At 42.6% G+C, this 19498-nt stretch carries 17 protein-coding genes; 13 read left to right on the forward strand and 4 right to left on the reverse strand.

What is annotated here, in order from left to right; genetic code table 11:
- Nucleotides 1-2: 2 nt before the first annotated feature.
- Nucleotides 3-410, reverse strand: coding sequence for a response regulator (locus IEY40_RS02700; RefSeq protein WP_188953065.1), 408 nt, complete (start codon nt 408-410; stop codon nt 3-5).
- Nucleotides 411-754: 344 nt separating this feature from the next.
- Between IEY40_RS02700 and IEY40_RS02705 the strand changes: the two genes are divergently transcribed.
- Nucleotides 755-1471, forward strand: a complete 717-nt coding sequence (locus tag IEY40_RS02705; protein WP_188953067.1) for an Hpt domain-containing protein — start codon at nt 755-757, stop codon at nt 1469-1471.
- 93 nt (nt 1472-1564) lie between these two features.
- Here IEY40_RS02705 and IEY40_RS02710 read toward each other — a convergent pair whose 3' ends face one another.
- Both IEY40_RS02710 and IEY40_RS02715 read right to left on the reverse strand, forming a co-directional pair.
- Entirely contained in the window at nt 1565-3508 is a 1944-nt protein-coding gene (locus IEY40_RS02710) for a MacB family efflux pump subunit (RefSeq protein WP_188953069.1), read from the reverse strand.
- A gap of 3 nt (nt 3509-3511) precedes the next feature.
- Nucleotides 3512-4702, reverse strand: a complete 1191-nt coding sequence (locus IEY40_RS02715; protein WP_188953071.1) for an efflux RND transporter periplasmic adaptor subunit — start codon at nt 4700-4702, stop codon at nt 3512-3514.
- Nucleotides 4703-4979: 277 nt separating this feature from the next.
- Between IEY40_RS02715 and IEY40_RS02720 the strand changes: the two genes are divergently transcribed.
- Nucleotides 4980-5789 carry a RecX family transcriptional regulator gene (locus IEY40_RS02720; RefSeq protein ID WP_188953486.1) on the forward strand — a complete coding sequence of 270 codons (810 nt, stop codon included), beginning with the start codon at nt 4980-4982 and terminating at the stop codon, nt 5787-5789.
- 241 nt (nt 5790-6030) lie between these two features.
- Here IEY40_RS02720 and IEY40_RS02725 read toward each other — a convergent pair whose 3' ends face one another.
- Entirely contained in the window at nt 6031-6879 is an 849-nt protein-coding gene (locus tag IEY40_RS02725) for a mechanosensitive ion channel family protein (RefSeq protein ID WP_188953488.1), read from the reverse strand.
- A gap of 405 nt (nt 6880-7284) precedes the next feature.
- Here IEY40_RS02725 and hyaA point away from each other — a divergent pair, with 405 nt between their 5' ends.
- From hyaA to IEY40_RS02780, 11 genes are all read left to right on the forward strand, one after another.
- Nucleotides 7285-8421, forward strand: coding sequence for a nickel-dependent hydrogenase small subunit (gene hyaA, locus IEY40_RS02730; protein WP_188953072.1), 1137 nt, complete (start codon nt 7285-7287; stop codon nt 8419-8421).
- A gap of 2 nt (nt 8422-8423) precedes the next feature.
- Entirely contained in the window at nt 8424-10127 is a 1704-nt protein-coding gene (gene hyaB, locus IEY40_RS02735) for a nickel-dependent hydrogenase large subunit (RefSeq protein WP_188953074.1), read from the forward strand.
- Between the two features lie 30 nt (nt 10128-10157).
- On the forward strand, nt 10158-10826 hold the full coding sequence (gene cybH / locus IEY40_RS02740) for a Ni/Fe-hydrogenase, b-type cytochrome subunit (protein WP_188953076.1): 669 nt from the start codon (nt 10158-10160) through the stop codon (nt 10824-10826).
- A 15-nt stretch (nt 10827-10841) separates the two neighbouring features.
- A complete protein-coding gene (locus tag IEY40_RS02745) occupies nt 10842-11396 on the forward strand; it encodes a HyaD/HybD family hydrogenase maturation endopeptidase (protein WP_188953078.1) in 555 nt (184 codons plus the stop codon).
- On the forward strand, nt 11383-13311 hold the full coding sequence (locus IEY40_RS02750) for a NiFe hydrogenase (RefSeq protein WP_188953080.1): 1929 nt from the start codon (nt 11383-11385) through the stop codon (nt 13309-13311). Before IEY40_RS02745 ends, IEY40_RS02750 begins: the two co-directional genes overlap by 14 nt.
- A 40-nt stretch (nt 13312-13351) precedes the next feature.
- Entirely contained in the window at nt 13352-15841 is a 2490-nt protein-coding gene (hypF, locus tag IEY40_RS02755) for a carbamoyltransferase HypF (RefSeq protein ID WP_188953082.1), read from the forward strand.
- 158 nt (nt 15842-15999) lie between these two features.
- Nucleotides 16000-16752, forward strand: a complete 753-nt coding sequence (gene hypB / locus IEY40_RS02760) for a hydrogenase nickel incorporation protein HypB (protein ID WP_188953084.1) — start codon at nt 16000-16002, stop codon at nt 16750-16752.
- A 2-nt stretch (nt 16753-16754) separates the two neighbouring features.
- Nucleotides 16755-16994 carry a HypC/HybG/HupF family hydrogenase formation chaperone gene (locus IEY40_RS02765; protein WP_188953086.1) on the forward strand — a complete coding sequence of 80 codons (240 nt, stop codon included), beginning with the start codon at nt 16755-16757 and terminating at the stop codon, nt 16992-16994.
- Nucleotides 16994-18121, forward strand: a complete 1128-nt coding sequence (hypD, locus tag IEY40_RS02770) for a hydrogenase formation protein HypD (protein WP_188953490.1) — start codon at nt 16994-16996, stop codon at nt 18119-18121. The genes IEY40_RS02765 and hypD overlap by 1 nt, the downstream gene beginning before the upstream one ends.
- A complete protein-coding gene (hypE, locus tag IEY40_RS02775) occupies nt 18111-19118 on the forward strand; it encodes a hydrogenase expression/formation protein HypE (protein ID WP_229776987.1) in 1008 nt (335 codons plus the stop codon). Before hypD ends, hypE begins: the two co-directional genes overlap by 11 nt.
- Complete coding sequence (locus IEY40_RS02780; RefSeq protein WP_188953088.1) at nt 19118-19462, forward strand: hydrogenase maturation nickel metallochaperone HypA/HybF; 345 nt, start codon at nt 19118-19120, stop codon at nt 19460-19462. The genes hypE and IEY40_RS02780 overlap by 1 nt, the downstream gene beginning before the upstream one ends.
- Nucleotides 19463-19498: the final 36 nt, after the last annotated feature.

Consider the following 19498-nt stretch of genomic DNA (forward strand, 5'->3'; position numbering starts at 1 on the left):
TGTTACTCCGAATCAATAATGTCTGCTGCACGAAAATGAGCCTGATAAAGGGCTTGCAGTTCATCGCCTAGCGTCATTGCATTAAAAGGTTTTTCAATTACCGCTATGGCACCAGCATCTAGATATTCTTGTTTTTCTGACTCTTGAATGCGAGCAGTCATAAACACGACTGGAGTGTGTTGGCATTGTGGCTTTTTTCTAAGTTCATGCAGCGTTTGCAATCCATCCATACCAGGCATCATGGCATCTAATAGAATTAATTCGGGGGTGAAATGTGTTATTTGGCTAATGGCGTCATTGCCACCATCGCACGACACTAAATTAAAACCAGCGATATCAACGAGTGCCATTTCAACAATGACCCGGATAGATTCATCATCTTCTACATGTAAAATTTTATCTAACTGCATTCCGACTCCGATCAGGTTGGTTTAGCGGTCTATATTTGGCTTGATGTTAGGCTAGACTCTTACGAGCTTAACGATAACAACATCACTTCGCGGGTGGCTCTTGGTAAATAGCTCTTTGTAAATAGTGCTTCGCCAAAACCACGTCGCGGGAGGCTTCACGGCGACAAGTGGCCGAACCTAATACAATATCCCTTAATATTGTATTATTATTGGTGATGTAGCAAACTAAGCTATTGAATAAATTCATTGATTGTCGATTTATTCCGAAATAGAGCGTAAATAACGTACCGCATATCTGTCTAATGCTAGCACCTGTTGATTTATTATCTACTGAGAACTCTGTTATGAACGAGGAAAAATTGGGCGTTAATCCACAGCAGGTTGACGATTCCCCGAGTAAGATGACAAATGATCCTGATGCAGCATCGTTACCACAAACGCTTGAAGATTTGCTCAAGCCTTTTGCGGGAAATGAGTCGTTTTATCGCCGTTTGATTGGCATTTTTGAAAAAAACTTAGCCCAACAACTTGTCGACATTGACCGAATGATTTCTGAGCGCAACATCAAGGAATTAATTGTCCTGGTACATACGTTAAAAGGCACATCGGGTACTGTTAGATTGTCACCCCTTTACCGTGCTTTATATGACTGGGAACTCAAATTAACTCAATTTGATGTAAGCGATGTTGATCTTGCTAATCACCACTATGCTGATTTAGGGCAACACATTAGCACTATTGCTCATAGTGAATTAGCGCATATTCATTCCTTGTTAGCGACATCAATGGACAATGAGCCACAAATAAAAACAGGACTCAAAACTGCCCCATTGAACGAAACATTTTCATTAGCACAGTTAACAAGTGAGTTTGATGAGCTTAACGAGCATTTACGCCAAGGCAACCTCGATGCCATTGCACAATGCCAAGCCCTGCAAATAAAGTTAGCGGCTGACAAACGCTTTACTCAAGATTTAATTATGCTATGTGACTGCGTTGAAGAGTTAGATTTTGACAGTGCCCTTGCCCATTTATCTAAATTAGCGGCAAAGTTAGCATAATAGTGCCAACCAAAAGAGTTAGCGATTCGGGGAATTAAACGCCATCGCGGTATGCAATCCCCTTTTTATGCGCGTTTAAATACTTGAATCTTTTTACTCTCTAGATAATGCATCTACGGGATCGAGTTGTGCGGCATTACGCGCAGGTAAATAACCAAACACGATACCTATTAAGGTTGAACATGCAAACGCTGCAACAATCGATGAAGTTGAGTAAATCATTTGGAAACTCCCGCCGCTAAAGGCAAATATTTGGCCAATTAAATACGCAAGACCAATACCAAAGGCGCCACCACACAAACACACCAATACAGCTTCGATTAAAAACTGACGTAATATATCGCCTTGTCTCGCACCAACAGCCATTCGCACCCCAATTTCTCGAGTACGCTCGGTCACTGACACCAACATAATATTCATCACCCCTATTCCACCAACGATGAGAGAAATAACTGCAATAGCTGAAATTAATAGCGTCATGGTTTGAGTGGTTTTTTCGATACTTTGACGAATAGTGTCGGTATTAATGGTGAAAAAGTCTTCTGTGCCATGGCGCATTTTTAATAATGAAATAATACCCTGTTCTGCTGCACTACTTGGCGCAGATTGATTGATCCTCACCGTGATGTCATCGAGGTATTTTTGCCCCACCATACGAGCAGATAATGTCGTATAAGGTATCCACACTTCTAGTGAGTCGCTATTACCAAATGCGCTTTCTTTAGCTTGAGTTATGCCAATAATTCGCACAGGTAAATCGTCTAAAAATATCACTTCTCCAATGGCTGAACGATCTGGAAATAATGATTTACGAGTATTATTATCAATGACCACTTCTTGTGCCATTTCGGTTTCACTGGTTTCATCCCAGTACTGTCCTTGAGCGAGTTGGTATCCTCGGACTCTAAAATAATCAATACCAACGCCGTTAAAACTGGCTGAAACGGCTTGATTACCATAACGAATGGTACCTGAACTTTTTATTGAAGGTGTGACGCTGTCAACATAGGGCAACACTTTGAGTGCTTCGCTGTCTTGAGCTGTTAATGTCCGCACTTTGGCTGAACGTCTGTCGCCAAAACCGCTACCTGATCGGACATCAATAGTATTGGTTCCCATGGCACTGATATTTTCTAATACAGACTGTTGAGAGCCTTCTCCAAGCGCCACCACTGACACCACTGATGCAATACCAATAATAATACCGAGCATGGTTAAAAAGGTGCGCAACCGATGAGATAACATCGCAATTAAGGCCATTTTAAATGCTTCGATGTATCGGTCGTAATTTAACCATGTGGTGATAGGAGTCCTCTCTTGGGCTAACGTCTTTTGTGCTGTTGGCTGAGCATTTACCACATCACGGATAATGACTCCGTCTTTGAGTTCAATGATTCGATCTGCAAAATGGGCGACATCCATGTCATGGGTAACTAATATTATCGTATGGCCATCTTGATGAAGTTCTTGCAATAACTTCATCATTTCTTTACCACTATGGCTGTCAAGTGCGCCGGTTGGTTCATCGGCTAAGATAACGTCGCCGCCATTCATTAATGCACGTGCGACACTGACACGTTGTTGTTGTCCACCGCTAAGTTGGTTGGGTTTGTGATCTAGCCGATCTGATAACCCTAAACGGGACAATAAATTTTTTGCACGTTCGCTACGCTGTTTTTTATCTTTACCAGCATAAATTGCGGGCATTTCCACGTTACCGACAGCATCGAGATCGCCCAATAAGTGGTAACGCTGAAAAATAAAACCAAAATATTCACGGCGTAACGTCGCCAGTTGGTCTACATCCATGGTTGACGTATCTTGACCATTAATGAAATATTGGCCTTTAGACGGTTTGTCTAAACAGCCTAAAATATTCATTAACGTTGATTTTCCTGAGCCAGAAGCACCAACAATCGCCACCATTTCACCGCGTTTAATGTCGAGATCAATGTCGGTTAATACAGTGAGTTGTTGCTCGCCTGCGCTAAAGGATCGATAAACCCCTGAGATACTCAATAGAGAAGGTTCATTCATCGCCTAGAACCCCATTGGTGGACGGCGATTGCCTCGTTGGCTACTAAAGGTGTCTGATGACGGCGCCCCGAGTATAATTTGATCGCCTTCTTCCAGCCCTTCGCTAATTTCGGCATTCACTTTATTGTTGATGCCAACACTAACATTACGGTATTCAATTTTATCATTTACTAATACTGGCACACTAAAACTCGGTCTTGGCCCGGGGTTTCTTTGTAATATTTGCGAAGGAACCACTATGACATTTTTAGCTTGATTAAGAATAATCGATACTTGTGCCGTCATGCCAATACGTAAAATACCGTCAGGATTTTCGACGTCAAACAGGCCATTATAATATATGGCGTCGGTATCACTTGAGGTCATATTACTGTCGTCACCATCCATAATCGTCGGCCCAGGTTCTATGGCGCGTAAGGTGGCATTAAATCGTTTTTGTGGTTGACCTAAAATCGTAAAATACACCGCTTGACCAGGTTTGACCTTGATAACATCGGCTTCTGAAATTTGCGCTTTAACCGTCATTTGACTTAAGTCAGCTAACTCAACAATGGTTGGGGTTGATTGCGATGAGTTTACCGTTTGCCCTACTGTTACAGCGGTGTAGACCACCATGCCATCCATGGGGGCTTTAATAGTGGTATAACCAAGGTTGAGTTGTGCGCTTTCGACACTCAATTTAACCTGCTCTTGCTCAGCATTGAGCTGGTCAAGTTCAGCCTGATAAACCAGCAGTGTAGCCTGAGCAGTATCGAAGTCAGCTTTAGAGCTGGCTTTATCGGCTAACAAGGCTTTTTGACGGGTATACTCCTGCTGAGCTTGGTTGATTTGAGCTAGCTTAGCGCGGTATTGTGCTTCGTTACTAGTCAGTGAAGCCAGCGCTTCTTTTAGGCTGTTTTGTTGGGTTAAACTGTCGATTTGCGCAATAAGCTCACCTTGCTTAACTTGTTGGCCAAGCGTAACGGGTAAGTTAATAATTTGACCAGAAGCCTGAGCACCCACGCTCACTAATTTGTATGCTTGCAACATACCATTTGCCAGGACACTGTTTTCAATATCACCACGTTGAACTCGTTCGGTTGCGTAAGTCGGCTTTGGTGTATCGAAATGGGTTGCATATAAAATGCCACCAGCACTGATTAACACAATACTAATGATCACTATAAACCGTGTTTTTTTACTGGTTTTATTCATGTTTTATTGCACCCGCAAGAATCAAAATGACTGACATACGCTTTAGTTAAGTGCTTGATTAAATCAATATAGTTCGATGGTTAATGTATTGTTCGATAAACAATGCAATACACTGAGTTAAATAGATAATTAAGTGCGTATTCTAATAAGATGATTCTACATGTCGCGTTGTAAACCTATGTCAGCACAACGTAATTGAATGTAAATAGAGGCGTTTGCCATATCGACGGCTGCTGCTACAATGGCTGCGTTATTGGCCAATAAAGATCAATGTATTATGTCGCGTCCACCACTTCGCCAAGCTAAAACCATCGATAACGTATTTAACAGTGCGTATTGGCATCTCGGGCAACAAGATTTCACCATTAATGAAATCCGCAGCAAACTTGAGCGTAAAACCGATAATCAGCAGTGGATTGATACAGTATTAGCCAGATTGATTGAAGGCGGTTATCTCAAACAAGATGTTGATTTCGCGGTGCGCTATTGTGAACTGGCGTTTAGTAATGACATTGGTGCAGGCTCGATAAAACGTAAGTTACAACAGCGTGGCATTGCCATAGCAGACATAGAGAGCGCAATCGAACACGTAATGCATACACAAAATGTCGACCCATTGGAAATGGCAAGCGCGAGATTACAAAGTAAATTTGAACATTTTGATGCCACCAGCAAAGAAAAAGTCTATGCCCAAATGACCACCAAAGGATTTTCGCGATCTGAAATTGATCACGCCTTATCCCAACATCCACAGCGTGATACGTTGCGATCAAAATTGGCCATTAAAGCAGACAAAGCCGACTTGAGTAGAGAAATCATTAAGCTGTTCAATAAAGGCAAAGGTAAGACCCTCATTTTACAAGAACTCAAACAACGGCTGATTGATGTGACTGAGTTTGAAGACACTGTGTATCAACTTAGTTTATCTGATGACGTCGATTTTTATCAAAGCTGTAAAAATGAGCTGGATAAAAAACGCTATAACCTGGCTGATTACAAAGAAAAATCGAAAGCTTATGCTTATTTGTCACGTAAGGGATTTAGCAGTGATGAGATAAAAGAAGCCATGGTGATTGAGGATGAATAATCATTATTATTAAACCGCAACGGCTTTACCTCCCCCTTAAGATAATTCGATTGCAAACGATAACAAAAATATTTTATTAATCACTTTTCATCATTTCCAGTTCGTCCCTCTGCGTGTAGACAAACGCCTAAAAATGACAACGGGTATGTATGAATTAATCATACATACCCGCTGAATCCGCCTGGGTTATTTATTTGAGCGATTAACCTGAGTGATTAACTCGGCCTGATTGACATGACGGCTAGCCTTTAGGCTGAGCGTGAAAACGTTGTTGAAACGCTTCCATAAAGTCTTGTCTTATTTTGTAATCTAATTCTATCGCCCGCTCTGTTGGACAAAAAATCATAATATTGACGTTTTGTTCACCCGTCGCGCCACTGGTGACGTGAATATGCGGTTCGCTACCGGGTAAATCTACACCGGCATGTTTTTCAATCACGCCATTGTAACGGCGAGCGACTTCAATAAAGTCTTCACAATAAGCGTCAATTTTGTTGGTTAATTCAGGGAACAAAGGATACAAATTAACAAACTGTGCCACAGTAATAGTCATATGGTGATACACATAACGCTTCATAAAGTTATGATTTTTAACTGCATAAGTAAAAAACATACTGTTGGGTAATGTGGCTGTTTTACCCGTGAAATGGTATTGACCATTTTCTAAATCAATCTCTTGGATAACGGTTGCCATTAAATTATGTTCAATGACCTGACCGTATATATTGCCGACTTCAATCCAATCACCTATTACAAACGAACGTGAACTCGCGCGTTGTATTGAGCCGGTAAAACACAAAATAATTTCTTTCGATGCAATAACAAAAGCAATGGCAATGGCGGTTACCGATAAAGCAAACTTACTCACCTCTGCTTGCCAAAGCATGAACAATACCATGATGGTTAAAATGAAAATGCCGTTTTTGGTCCGTGACATCCATTTGCGTTGCACATCCGACAAAAAAGCAACATCGCCGCGTATTGTTGAAATGATGAACTGCTTAATCAATGAAATAAGCACAATGATTAATGCCGTGAACAATAATTTGTGCTCTAGAAGAAAATCAATGGCTAACGTTATTTTATCTATCAAACCGACTACCTATTTGTGCTTATTTTAAACGGATGTGATTGGACCGTTATCGATACAAGCCGACACTTTAGGGTTAATACCCCGAGAAGACAAGGTTAAAGCCGCAGAACTTAACATCGTGCAACCTTTCGAAGTTGCTTCCATGCAAATATTCACCATTGAACTGAGCTCACAAGAGTACGATCACATTATTCATTTTTTCTCATTGAGACAATTTGTCCATTTTCATTTTTGTTAACTTGATCAACATCATGAATTAGACGTAATTGCCATAATTATGTTAAGGGAATTTGTGACAATTTGATTTACATCAAAGATGATTTTTAACCGAGTTTTAATATTGATACTGATGGAATGCAACTATTTATTAGCCACGCGCTAAATTAAGCAGAAGGTATCAACATGGACACACATGCAGCCCTTTATAAGCAAGGCCAAGAACGCCTTGATTATTTACGCCAATTTGCCCAACGTCAGCCCAAGTCATTACAACAAAAAATGGCTGACATTGGGATATCTCGCCGAGACTTCATTAAGTGGACCGCATCGGTCACAGCAATGTTTGCCTTGCCCTTACCCTTTAGTAATTTGGTCGCTGAAGCTGCTGAATTAGCCGACAGAGTGCCGTTAATATGGCTGCACTTGGCTGAATGTACCGGTTGCTCAGAGTCGCTCATTCGTACGGACTCGCCTAACCTCGACAGCCTCATTTTCGATCATATCTCACTTGAGTATCACGAAACCCTAATGGCTGCCGCGGGCTGGCAAGCTGAAGAAAACCTCGAACACGCCCTAGAAACCTACAAAGGTCGTTACTTACTTGCCGTTGAAGGTGCAGTGCCTACCGCCAATAACGGCGCGTATTTAACCGTAGGCTGCAAAGGTCACACCGGGCTGCACATTGTCAAAGAAGCCGCTGAAAATGCTGCCGCCATTATTTCAGTCGGCACCTGCGCCGCGTTTGGTGGCGTACAAGCTGCTGCACCAAACCCAACTGGCGCAAAAGGTGTGCATGAGGTGGTCAATAAAACCGTGATTAACTTAGGGGGTTGTCCACCAAGCGAAAAGAACATCGTTGGCACATTAATGTACTTCATTATGTTTGGAAAATTACCCGCATTAGACATGTTTAACCGCCCTAAATGGGCCTATGGCGCACGTGTACATGACAATTGTGAGCGCCGTGGTCGCTTTGATGCCGGTGAGTTTGTTGAAGAGTTTGGTGATGAAGGCGCTAAAGAAGGTTATTGCTTATACAAAGTGGGTTGTAAAGGCCCTTATACCTATAACAACTGCCCGACAGAACGTTTTAATCATCACACGAGTTGGCCGGTATTAGCGGGTCATGGCTGTATGGGTTGTTCTGAACCGAATTTTTGGGATGACATGGCGGATTTTGAAAAACCGTTAGGACGTCAACTTTTACATGGCATTGATGCCACCGCTGACACTATTGGAGCGGTTATTTTAGGTGCGACCGTTGTTGGTATTGGCGCCCATGCAGTAGCTAGCGTATTTGCTAAGCCTTTGGAGGAATAATCATGAGTAAACGTGTCGTAATCGACCCTATCACCCGTATCGAAGGCCATTTACGCGTAGAAGTTGAAGTGGATGACAATAATGTCATCACTAAAGCCTGGTCATCATCCACTTTGTGGCGCGGTATTGAAGTGATATTAAAAGGTCGCACACCGATGGACGTCGGTTTAATTGTGCAACGTATTTGTGGCGTATGTACCTACTCGCATTATCGCTGTGGTACTGAAGCGGTTGAAAATGCCCTTGGGGTAAAAATTCCACTCAATGCTAAATACTTGCGTAGTTTAATGCAGTCATCTTTGTATATGCATGATCATATTGTGCATTTTTATCATTTACACGGATTAGATTGGGTTGATGTTGTATCGGCATTAAGCGCCGACCCAGCCTTAGCGGCTAAAGTGGCAATGAATTATTCTGATGCACCGATTGCTGCCGGTGAAGGCGAATTAAAGGCAGTACAAGCCAGAGTAAAAGGTTTAGTCGACACCGGTAAGCTTGGCCCCTTTGCCAATGCATACTGGGGTAATGGCACTTATCGCTTTAGCCCTGAACAAAACCTCATTGCATTATCGCATTACTTAAAAGCACTAGAAGTACAACGTGTGGCTGCTGAAATGTTAGCGATTTTTGGTGGCAAATCGCCACATCCACAATCGATTGTGGTCGGCGGTGTCACCTCAGTACGAGACATGTTGAGCCCTGCACGCTTACAAGAGTGGAAACAAAAACACGCAATTGTACAAGACTTTATTGAACGAGCTTATCAAGCTGACATTGTTATGGCAGCTGAAGCCTTTGGCACCGAAGCGAGTGTACTTGGCGGCGTGAATGTCAGCAGCTTCTTGTGTGGCGATGACTTTATTATGGCTGACGGTGAGTTCTTGTTTAATCAAGGGGTGATCATCAAAGGCGATTTAGCCAATGTAATGGACATAAACCCAGACATTATCCGCGAAGATGTAACGCACGCTTGGTATAAAGCTGACGGTCCGCAACATCCTTATGAAGGCACCACTATTCCTGATTACACAGGTTTTGTGGAGCGCGACACCGTTTATGGCAAATTACCGACGATTGATGGCGATGGCAAATATTCATGGGTTAAGTCGCCTCGTTATCAAGAAGAGCCTGTTGAAGTGGGTCCACTCGCCTGTTTATTAGTGAACTACGCACGTGGTAATCAAACCGTTGTTAATGCTGTTGATGGCTTACTGGCTCGCACAGGTTTGCCCTTAGATGCACTATTTACCACGCTTGGTCGCACCGCAGCGCGCATGTTGCAAACAGTGTTAGTCGGCCAAGCAAGTTTAACGACTTTTGATGCACTGTTGACCAATATTCAATCTGATGAATCTACCTATGTAAAACCCGAAATTGACTCTGACAAAGTTTATGAAGGTTATTCAATGATTGAAGCTCCGCGCGGCATGTTAAGTCATTGGATCCGCATTAAAGATGGCAAGGTCGAAAACTATCAAGCTGTAGTGCCGACCACCTGGAATGCAGGCCCAGTGGATGCTAATGGCAAAATGGGACCGTATGAAGCATCACTTATTGGCTTAAAACTCGAAGACCCAACCAAGCCACTTGAGGTGATCCGTATTATCCATTCGTTTGACCCTTGTATGGCGTGTTCTGTCCACGTGATGGATTACAAAAAACACACCTTAGGTCAATTTAAAATTGATCCAAATGGGTTTTAATTAAGGTGATGGATTAGGAGGGACAATAATATGGAACATATCGCAACCCACAACAGGAAGCTGATATTTACTCCGGCCATTCGCATATTTCATTGGCTTAGGGCCTTGGCTATTTTGGTGTTAGTGATCACTGGGTTTTATATCTCGTGGCCATTTTTAGTGGCCCCAGAAAGCTCTGATGTGTTGGTGCAAGGCTGGATACGTTTTGCACATATCGTATTTGGCTTTTTGCTCACTAGCATCACCTTAGTGCGCTTTTATTTGTATTTCTTTAGTCGTAACAATATTGAGCGTAAATCATTTAAAGATGTATTGAGTTTTAATAGCTGGATAGTGCAACTTAAATCCTACATATGGATGGGTAATCTGCATAAAGCAGGAGTATATGGCCCCTTGCAGTTTATGACCTATGTGGCGATTTCGTTTGTGGCGTTAATTGTTTGTATTACGGGCTTAGTGCTTTATGCCAATGTATATCACTTAGGTGTTGGTGGATTACTCGGCGGCGTATCAGACTGGCTAACAGCCTTGTGCGGTGGCTTAGCTAATTTACGGACTTTTCATCACTACTTAACATGGGCGTTTATCATCTTTGTGGTGATCCATGTGTATATGGCGGTGTGGTCTGGTATTCGCTTTAAGCATAATTCAGTCGATTCAATTGTGTCTGGTTATGACTATCACAAAGATCATAAATAAGGTGAATCTATTATTGTGAAGAAAATATTGCTGTTAGGTATAGGCAATGTATTGTACGCCGACGAGGGTGTCGGCGTACATTTTGTCAATTATATCAAAGATAAATATCAATTTAATCACTCACTATATCAACTGGACATTATCGATGGTGGCACACTAGCTCAAGGACTGATCCCGATAATCTGTCAATATGATCATTTGATTGTGGTTGATACTGTTAATAGCGTGGGCGTGGGCCCTGGCGAAGTTTACTTTTTTGATTTTGACCATGCACCAGCTGAAATAGACTGGCAAGGCAGTGCACACGAGGTTGAGATGCTACAAACCCTCAATATGATGGACATTGTTGGCGACAGGCCACACACTTTTGTACTAGGGGTCACACCAACAGTTATTGAACCTATGGTCTTAGGGCTTACCTCACACCTACTTAATGCAATCCCTACAATGGAAAAAGCGTTACTCGCGCACATGACATCTCTAGGTTTTATCTATGACTGTGTGGCTGATATTGCTATCGGCCAAGTAATCCCCGACGCCTATAAGCGAGGTTGCTATGTCGATGCATAACATTCGGTTTGATTTTATCTGTCAGCGCCCAGTGCCGTTATATAAGCACTTATGTAATGAATATCTACAACGTACTGAGCTGGCCATCTCCATTGGTATAGAGCATCAACAAAATAATGATACGATTTGTTATTTTATAGAGGCATGCGCGCAACAGGCTGAACTTGAAGCATTAGCTGATGATATCGCGAATGATTTTTTACTGTCGGTGTGGCTGCAAAAAACTGAAATTAAACGTATTAACCACAAAACTGGCCAAACTAAACCATTTGAGGTTAAACAACATCAAGGTTTACCGCTGTATTTTTGTCAGCACTGCCAGCCGCAACTAGGCGATAATCAACACCCTCATTTTGGCGACATTAACCTCGTTTGTGAACACTGCAAAGGCCATTATAAATTAAGCCGCGAGTTAAAATCGTTAACCCATTTAGACATTGCCGCAATGGCAAATAATTTACTGAGCGAAAAAACCTTGGCGTTACCTATGCTCGGTATCACTTTGGCTCTGTCGGCTGGCAATAAGCAAACACAGTATCGTAGACCACGTATATTAGTGTGTAACCCTAACTCGCTTAACAGTCAATTTTGCGTCACCGACAGCCAAGTGTTGGCGTTGTCCAGTATTGAAAAGCCTTTGTTGCGTGTCAGGCCTTGTAGCGATCACCCTAGCCTGCATGCACCTTTGTACGAGATCCAATTTGCTGAAAACCGATTATTGGTGATATTAACAGAAATGCTCCGTCAAAAAGGCGTGCACTGGCTATATGTTAACCAGGACGAAGTGGATAATACCAAGATGAATTTGCCTTTACGCTTGGCCAGTATCAGCCATTACTGGTTACCCATAACCACGTTAACTGACGGAAATATACCACTACCCAATAACTTAACCTGCTTACACGACGAAAATAATTACAAGACAAGTAAGTATAAGTTTTTGGTTAAAAGCACTAAACATCTGCTTGAATGGCATGTAGTAACTTTACCCAAACTATCTCAAGTGACAATATCTCAAACTCAACCTACAAAAACCATGTTGGACTCTGAACGTCACAGTCCTCTTGAACACGCCATTGATAAGGGCGAACCAGGTAAAGATATCAGTAACAGCTTATGTGCGTTATCTGCTGGTCTTTTACGGCATAATATTAACGAACATCATGCCAAAGCACTCTTTGTTAAAAATGCGGCGATATTGTATTTCAATAAACACCACCCAAGCCAAATTGTCACTGTGGATGGACACAGTGAGGCTGAGTTATTTTTTGAACTGCCTATGCTGCCGAGCACAGGCTACGAGGTGTGCCACAAGTTGTCGGACTCACCACAAAAGAATGTACTCGATAAATTTAAGCAATTACACCCGCGAGAATATAACCAATTACTGGATTTACAGCTCTCGCCAAGTGATGGTGCATTAAGTCAATTAATGGCCGTAGCGGCATTAATTATTGGCGCGGGCCCAAACCAGGACAAGCACAGTAAACAAATGTGCGTGAGCGCAATGGCCGATAAATTTATCGCGCTCGCGATGTCTTACCAAGGCAATAATGCCCCAAGAATTGATTTTCCGCTAACTAAAGGCATGGCACACCGTAGCCTCAACTGGTGTAAAACCTTAGGTTCATTAATGAGCTTTAAATTGGCTGGTGATGCTAATTTAGCCAAACTTGCCTTTGCATTTCATGATTCCTTTGCCGATTACTTAAGCCACTGGATTGAGCACGTCGATCAAAACATTGGCATTAAGCAGCTCGTGGTAGCAGGTAATGAATTTGCAAACCCGGTATTAGCCGAACGAGTACAACTGCGTATAGGTAAAAACTTTCCGCTGGTGGTCAATCCATTACTTGATCTTGATGGGGTTAATATTGCAATTGGTGGCCTATATCTCAAACAACGCCGCGGATAAACGCTAAAATAGCACTGTCTAATTTAACGGCTGAATATGAATGAAAACAGTGCGACAAGTGGTTATTTTGGTTAAAGGAATTGTACAAGGAGTCGGATTTCGCCCCTTTGTATATCGTATGGCCAACGAACTCAATTTACTCGGCACGGTTCTTAATAATCATCTTGGTGTGACCATTGAGTTACAAGGCAATGAAGCCAAAATAAACGCCTTTATTGAAACGTTACAACAGAGCCCACCGCCCCTTGCACGCATAGACTCCGTTGAGCAAGTACCCATATCTACATTGTCATCGTTTAATGAATTTAGCATTATTGAAAGCCAAGCTTTAACAGGCGAGCATGCCAATGTTGCTATATCAGCTGATAAAAGCATTTGTCAGGATTGCTTAGACGAGATACAAGACCCCAATAATAGGCACTATCAATATCCATTCACCAACTGCACCAATTGTGGTCCGCGCTACACCATTATCAAGGCATTACCTTACGACCGTTGCAATACGGCAATGTCGGGATTTGACATGTGCGAGCAATGCCGTAGCGCTTATACCAACCCACTAAATCGTCGCTATCATGCTCAACCCGTCAGTTGTCCGCAATGCGGACCACAGTTACAGTTAAGCGTGTTAAATCCAACATTCAGTCCATTAAATCATGACGATGCTTTAACCCAAACCGCTGAGCTGATTAAACGTGGCGCAATTGTGGCCATTAAGGGATTAGGCGGGTTTCATTTAGTCTGTGACGCAAGTAATGATGAAGCGGTACGCGAGCTGCGTAAACGTAAAAAGCGCCCCGCTAAGCCGTTAGCGATTATGGTCAAAGACCTCAGCCAGGCGCAAGAGTGTGTATATGGCAATGAGACTGAATGGACTGTGCTAAGCAGTGCAGAAAAGCCAATCACCTTGATGTACAAACAAAAACAAAATTCACTGGGCTTAAGTGAGCTGTTAGCGCCTGGAATTGATAGGCTCGGGGTATTTTTGCCCTATACGCCATTACACCATTTGTTGATGGATAAACTAGATAATCCAATAGTTGCAACTAGCGCAAATCGCAGTGGTGAACCCATAATTGGCAATAAAGACCAGATAGAACAACATTTAGCCCATGTTGTTGATGCTATTTTAGATCATAACCGAGCAATAATTAACGCTTGTGACGACAGCGTAGTACAGGTTATTAACCAGCAGTTACAAGTAATCCGTTTAGCTCGAGGCTACACGCCATTAACCATCAATATGTCTAAATCAGAAGCGATTCAAGCGGGTGCACATTCATTATTAGCCGTTGGCGCACAACAAAAAAACGCGGTCGCTTTTGGGGTTGATCATAGCCTGATGTTATCACCGCACATTGGCGACTTATTTAACCTTGAAGCACAACAATACTTTCATCAAAGTTTAGCGACGTTTAAGCGTTTATATGAGTTTAACCCAAGTCATATAATCCATGATAAACACCCGCAATATGCGCCAAGCCAATGGGCAATTAATTACCAACTGCAACATGATATGCCCGCCAAGCAATGTATTGGCATTCAGCATCATTATGCTCACGTGTTAGCTGTCATGGCGGTTCATCAACATACTGCACCTGTTTTTGGTGTTAGCTTTGACGGCACAGGCTTAGGAGACGATGGCGTGTTATGGGGCAGCGAAGTGATGCTAGCAGATATTAACGGCTTTACTACCCTAGCCCATTTCAGTGAGTTCAAATTAATCGGCGGTGAGCAAGCCATTAAACAGCCTGTGCGCATTTTGTTGGCACTGTTATTTGAACAATTATCGCTTGAGCAAGTGTTGGCATTACCCATTAAGGCAATCATTCGTTTAGGTGAACAAACTGTCATCAATTTGCACAGATTATGGCGTAACAACAGTCATTGTATTGCGTGTAGATCCGTTGGGCGATTATTTGATGCATTGGCTGTCGGGCTTAATTTACTTGAATATAATCAATATGAAGGCCAAGCAGGAATGATGATTGAGACGGCGGCTAATCAATATCATCATGGCGAGATACAACACGTTAATCTTAACCATGACCTCATGCTGAACCACAATGTAATAGCACAGATCTGCTTGCAAAAGATTCATTTACAACAAGCATCAGCCGCTCCTCAAACTCATGGAGCAAACATGCCTATTCAATGGAACAGTAGCGCGTTTATTACCGAATTAGTATTGGCGGTGCAGCAACCACCTAGTGAGTCAATATCATCGCAATTGAGTGAGCAAAATACTCAACAAGCCTGCGGGCAATTTATCGCGCAAATCGCGAAAAGCATCGACGAGTTAGCACAAGGTTATCGTGGTATTCCTCAAGTGTTTTGTGGTGGTGTGTTTCAAAATAAAGCCCTATTGAGTCAATCTCTTAATTACAGCTGCAACGCTAAGCACCCCGTATTAACTAGCCAACATGTACCCATTAATGATGGCGGTATTGCACTGGGCCAATTATGGTATGGCTTACATTTTTTTGCGCCTAAAACATCAATAAACTCAACAGATACAACGCTTACTTGAGCGCATTATTTTATTGCCAACGCTGTGGCGCGGATCACATTATTGTTCAGATACTGCGCTCGTTCTCTTTATTCTTATTAAAAGCTGACGTGTATCAAAGAATCGTTTTCTAAGTTGACCGACACTAGTTAACAGATAAGTCATGTTAGGGAAAAGTTATGTGCAAAGATTGCGGTTGTTCTATCACTCACGATCATGCTGATCATCAGCATACTCATGGCGGACATCATCACGGCCAGCTTCATAGTAATCCACAATTAAACGATAAGAAGACCTTGGCGGTTATTCATAAAATATTGGATAAAAATGACGTTGAAGCACAGCACAACCGTGATCATTTTAAATCCCACAATGTCACTGCATTTAATTTGATGAGTAGCCCGGGCAGTGGAAAAACGACACTACTCGAATGCTTACCTGAATACCTTGAACAAAAATACGCAGTTATTGAAGGCGATTTAGAAACCTCACGCGATGCCGATCGCTTAATCGCTAAAGGGATTAATGCCTACCAAATTCAAACCGGGTCAGCGTGTCACTTAGATGCCTTTATGGTTCACGGAGCATTGCATCACATTGATCTTGATCCCATCGATATTTGTTTTGTTGAGAACGTCGGCAATTTAGTCTGCCCAGCCAGTTATGATGTCGGCACACATAAAAATATCGTGTTGTTGTCGGTGCCTGAAGGCGACGATAAAATCGAAAAGTATCCAGTGATGTTTCGCCGTGCTGATGTGGTGGTCATTACCAAATCTGATCTCCTGCCATACTTTGATTTTAGTATTGAGCAAGCAAAGCAACAATTGCACAAACTCAACCCTAACGTAGAACTCTTTGTTCTATCCGTGAAAAATCCTGAATCAATGAAAATCTTTGCTCATTGGATTAACCATAATCTGGAGCATTAAACATGTGCTTATCAGTTCCTTCTAAAGTTGTTGAAATACATGATGATGCAAGCATCACTGTCGATACGCTAGGTGTTAGGCGTCGTGTAAGCAGCCATTTAATGGCTGAACCATTAGCATTAGGTGACTTCGTATTAATTCACATTGGCTTTGTGATGAATAAAATTGATGAGAAAGATGCACAGCTTAGTCTTGAGTTATACCAAGAGATTGTTGAAAAAATGCAAGTGGAGTCAATGTGATGATAACCCTTAATGACTTTTATCAAGGATTTCGAGATCCGAAAACTATTGGTCATTTGGCGGCGCTTATCAAACAAAATGCAGCGAAAACCACTGAACAAATTAACATAATGGAAGTGTGTGGCGGCCATACCCATACCATTATGAAATACGGTTTGTTGCAATTACTACCAGACAATATTCGCTTTATTCATGGTCCAGGCTGCCCTGTGTGTGTTATGCCCAAAGAGCGTATAGACCATGCAGCGGTGCTCGCTAGCCAGGATAATGTCATTTTAGTCACACTCGGCGATATGATCCGTGTGCCCGGCTCAATGGGCAGTTTGGCGCAATTTAGATCCGACGGCTGCGACATTAGGCCGATTTATGACCCACTCGATACGTTAGCCATTGCCCGAGATAACCCGGATAAAACCGTGATTTTTTTTGCTATTGGCTTTGAAACTTCAACACCAATGACAGCGGCATTAATAGCCCAAGCTGAAGCTCAGAATATTCCAAATCTGTTATTTCACATTAACCATGTGCTTGTGCCCCCTGCCATCAATGCAGTTATGGCCGACAGTCGTGCCCAGGTGAATGCCTTCATTGGCCCAGCACATGTAAGCGTCATCAGTGGTGCAAAAATCTATCAAGCGGCTGTCGATACCTACCACACACCAGTTGTCGTATCGGGTTTTGAGCCTGTGGATGTCATGGAGTCTATTTTACGCATCGTAAATCAAAAGGTCGCTGGCGAAGCCAAATTAGACAATCAATACAGCCGCTCAGTGACCTACGACGGTAACCTAGCCGCGCAACAACTGGTAGACACCTATTTTACTATTCGTGACAGCTTTCGCTGGCGTGGTTTAGGCCCAATACCTAAATCAGCACTGATCTTAAAGCCCGAATATCAACATCGAGATGCTGAGCGCATCTATGTAGATGTATTACCTACCACTGAAATTGATGATCATAAGGCATGTCAGTGCGGCGATATTTTACGGGGATTAGCTAATCCTAAAGACTGTAAAGTATTTGGCCGAGGCTGTACGCCGCAAACGCCTTTAGGCAGTTGTATGGTGAGTTCAGAAGGTGCTTGTAACGCATATTATCGCTATGGAGAGGTGCAACATGCCAACTAAAAAGACCGTGCAACTTAGTCATGGTGGTGGCGGTAAAGAAATGAATCAGTTAATCACCGATATATTCTTTAAAGCCTTTAATAATCCAATATTGGCCTCGCAAGAAGACGCTGCCAAGTTGAACATGTGTGGACATATTGCCTTTACGACAGACTCGTTCACCGTATCGCCGTTATTTTTTGCTGGTGGTGATATTGGAAAACTAGCCGTTGCTGGCACAGTAAATGATTTAGCCATGATGGCAGCGCAACCAGAATACTTAAGTTGCAGCTTTATTATTGAAGAAGGCTTTGCTATCGATGATCTCAAAACCATCGTTAATAGTATGGCTGAAGAGTTACATAAATCCGGTGCCAGAATTGTCTGCGGTGACACTAAAGTGGTGCCAAAAGGCTGTGCTGATGGTTTATTTATTAATACCTCAGGAGTCGGACGAATCCTTAATCCCGACATTTCAGCCCGTAATTTGCAAATAGGTGATGCCATTATTGTCTCTAGAGACATAGGCCGACATGGCGCGGCAATATTAATGGCCCGTGACGGCCTTACCCTTGAGTCTTCCCTATGCAGTGACTGCGATACCCTGTGGCCTATTGTTGAACAGCTATTAGCTGCAAACATAAAAATCCATGCCATGCGCGATGCCACTCGTGGAGGAATGTCGGCAGTATTAAACGAATGGGCGATTGCTTCTAATGTGGGTATTACTGTCGATGAAGCCTCCATTCCCGTATGCGATGAAGTAAAAGGCTTATGTGAGTTGTTTGGTTTCGAACCTTACGATTTAGCAAACGAAGGCACCTTTTTATTGTCTGTTCCCAAAGAGATAGCCGTCGGCGCAATTGAAGTGATGCAGCGTTACGGCCATTGTGAACAAGCAGCCATTATTGGTTATGTTACAGACAATCATGCTGGCAAAGTGATTCTAAATACTCCTTGGGGCAGCAGCCGTTATTTAGATTTACCCCAAGGTGAATTATTGCCAAGGATTTGTTAATGCACGAATACTCAATAGTGATGTCGTTAATGGATCAATGCGAAGCACTGGCTTTACAGCACAACGCCAAAGGCATTGAGCAAGTAGAACTTAAAATTGGCATATTGAGTGGTGTTGAACCAGCTTTGCTGGCCCAAGCTTTCGATACGTTCAAGCTAGAAACTGTATGCAATGACGCTAAGCTAATCATGAATATTCAGCCATTAGTACTGCAATGTCGTGATTGTGAGCAACAAACACAGGTTAACGAACGTACCATTATCTGCCCGGCTTGTGGTGGCAACAATACCTTAGTAATGGACGGTGAAGACATGATGCTGATGCAATTGATATTGGATACATAAATTCTGACTGGTGAGCGACTCACGCTACTTCAGAAC

Origin of the sequence: Shewanella ulleungensis, from assembly GCF_014648315.1 — a bacterium.
Classification (GTDB): domain Bacteria; phylum Pseudomonadota; class Gammaproteobacteria; order Enterobacterales; family Shewanellaceae; genus Shewanella; species Shewanella ulleungensis.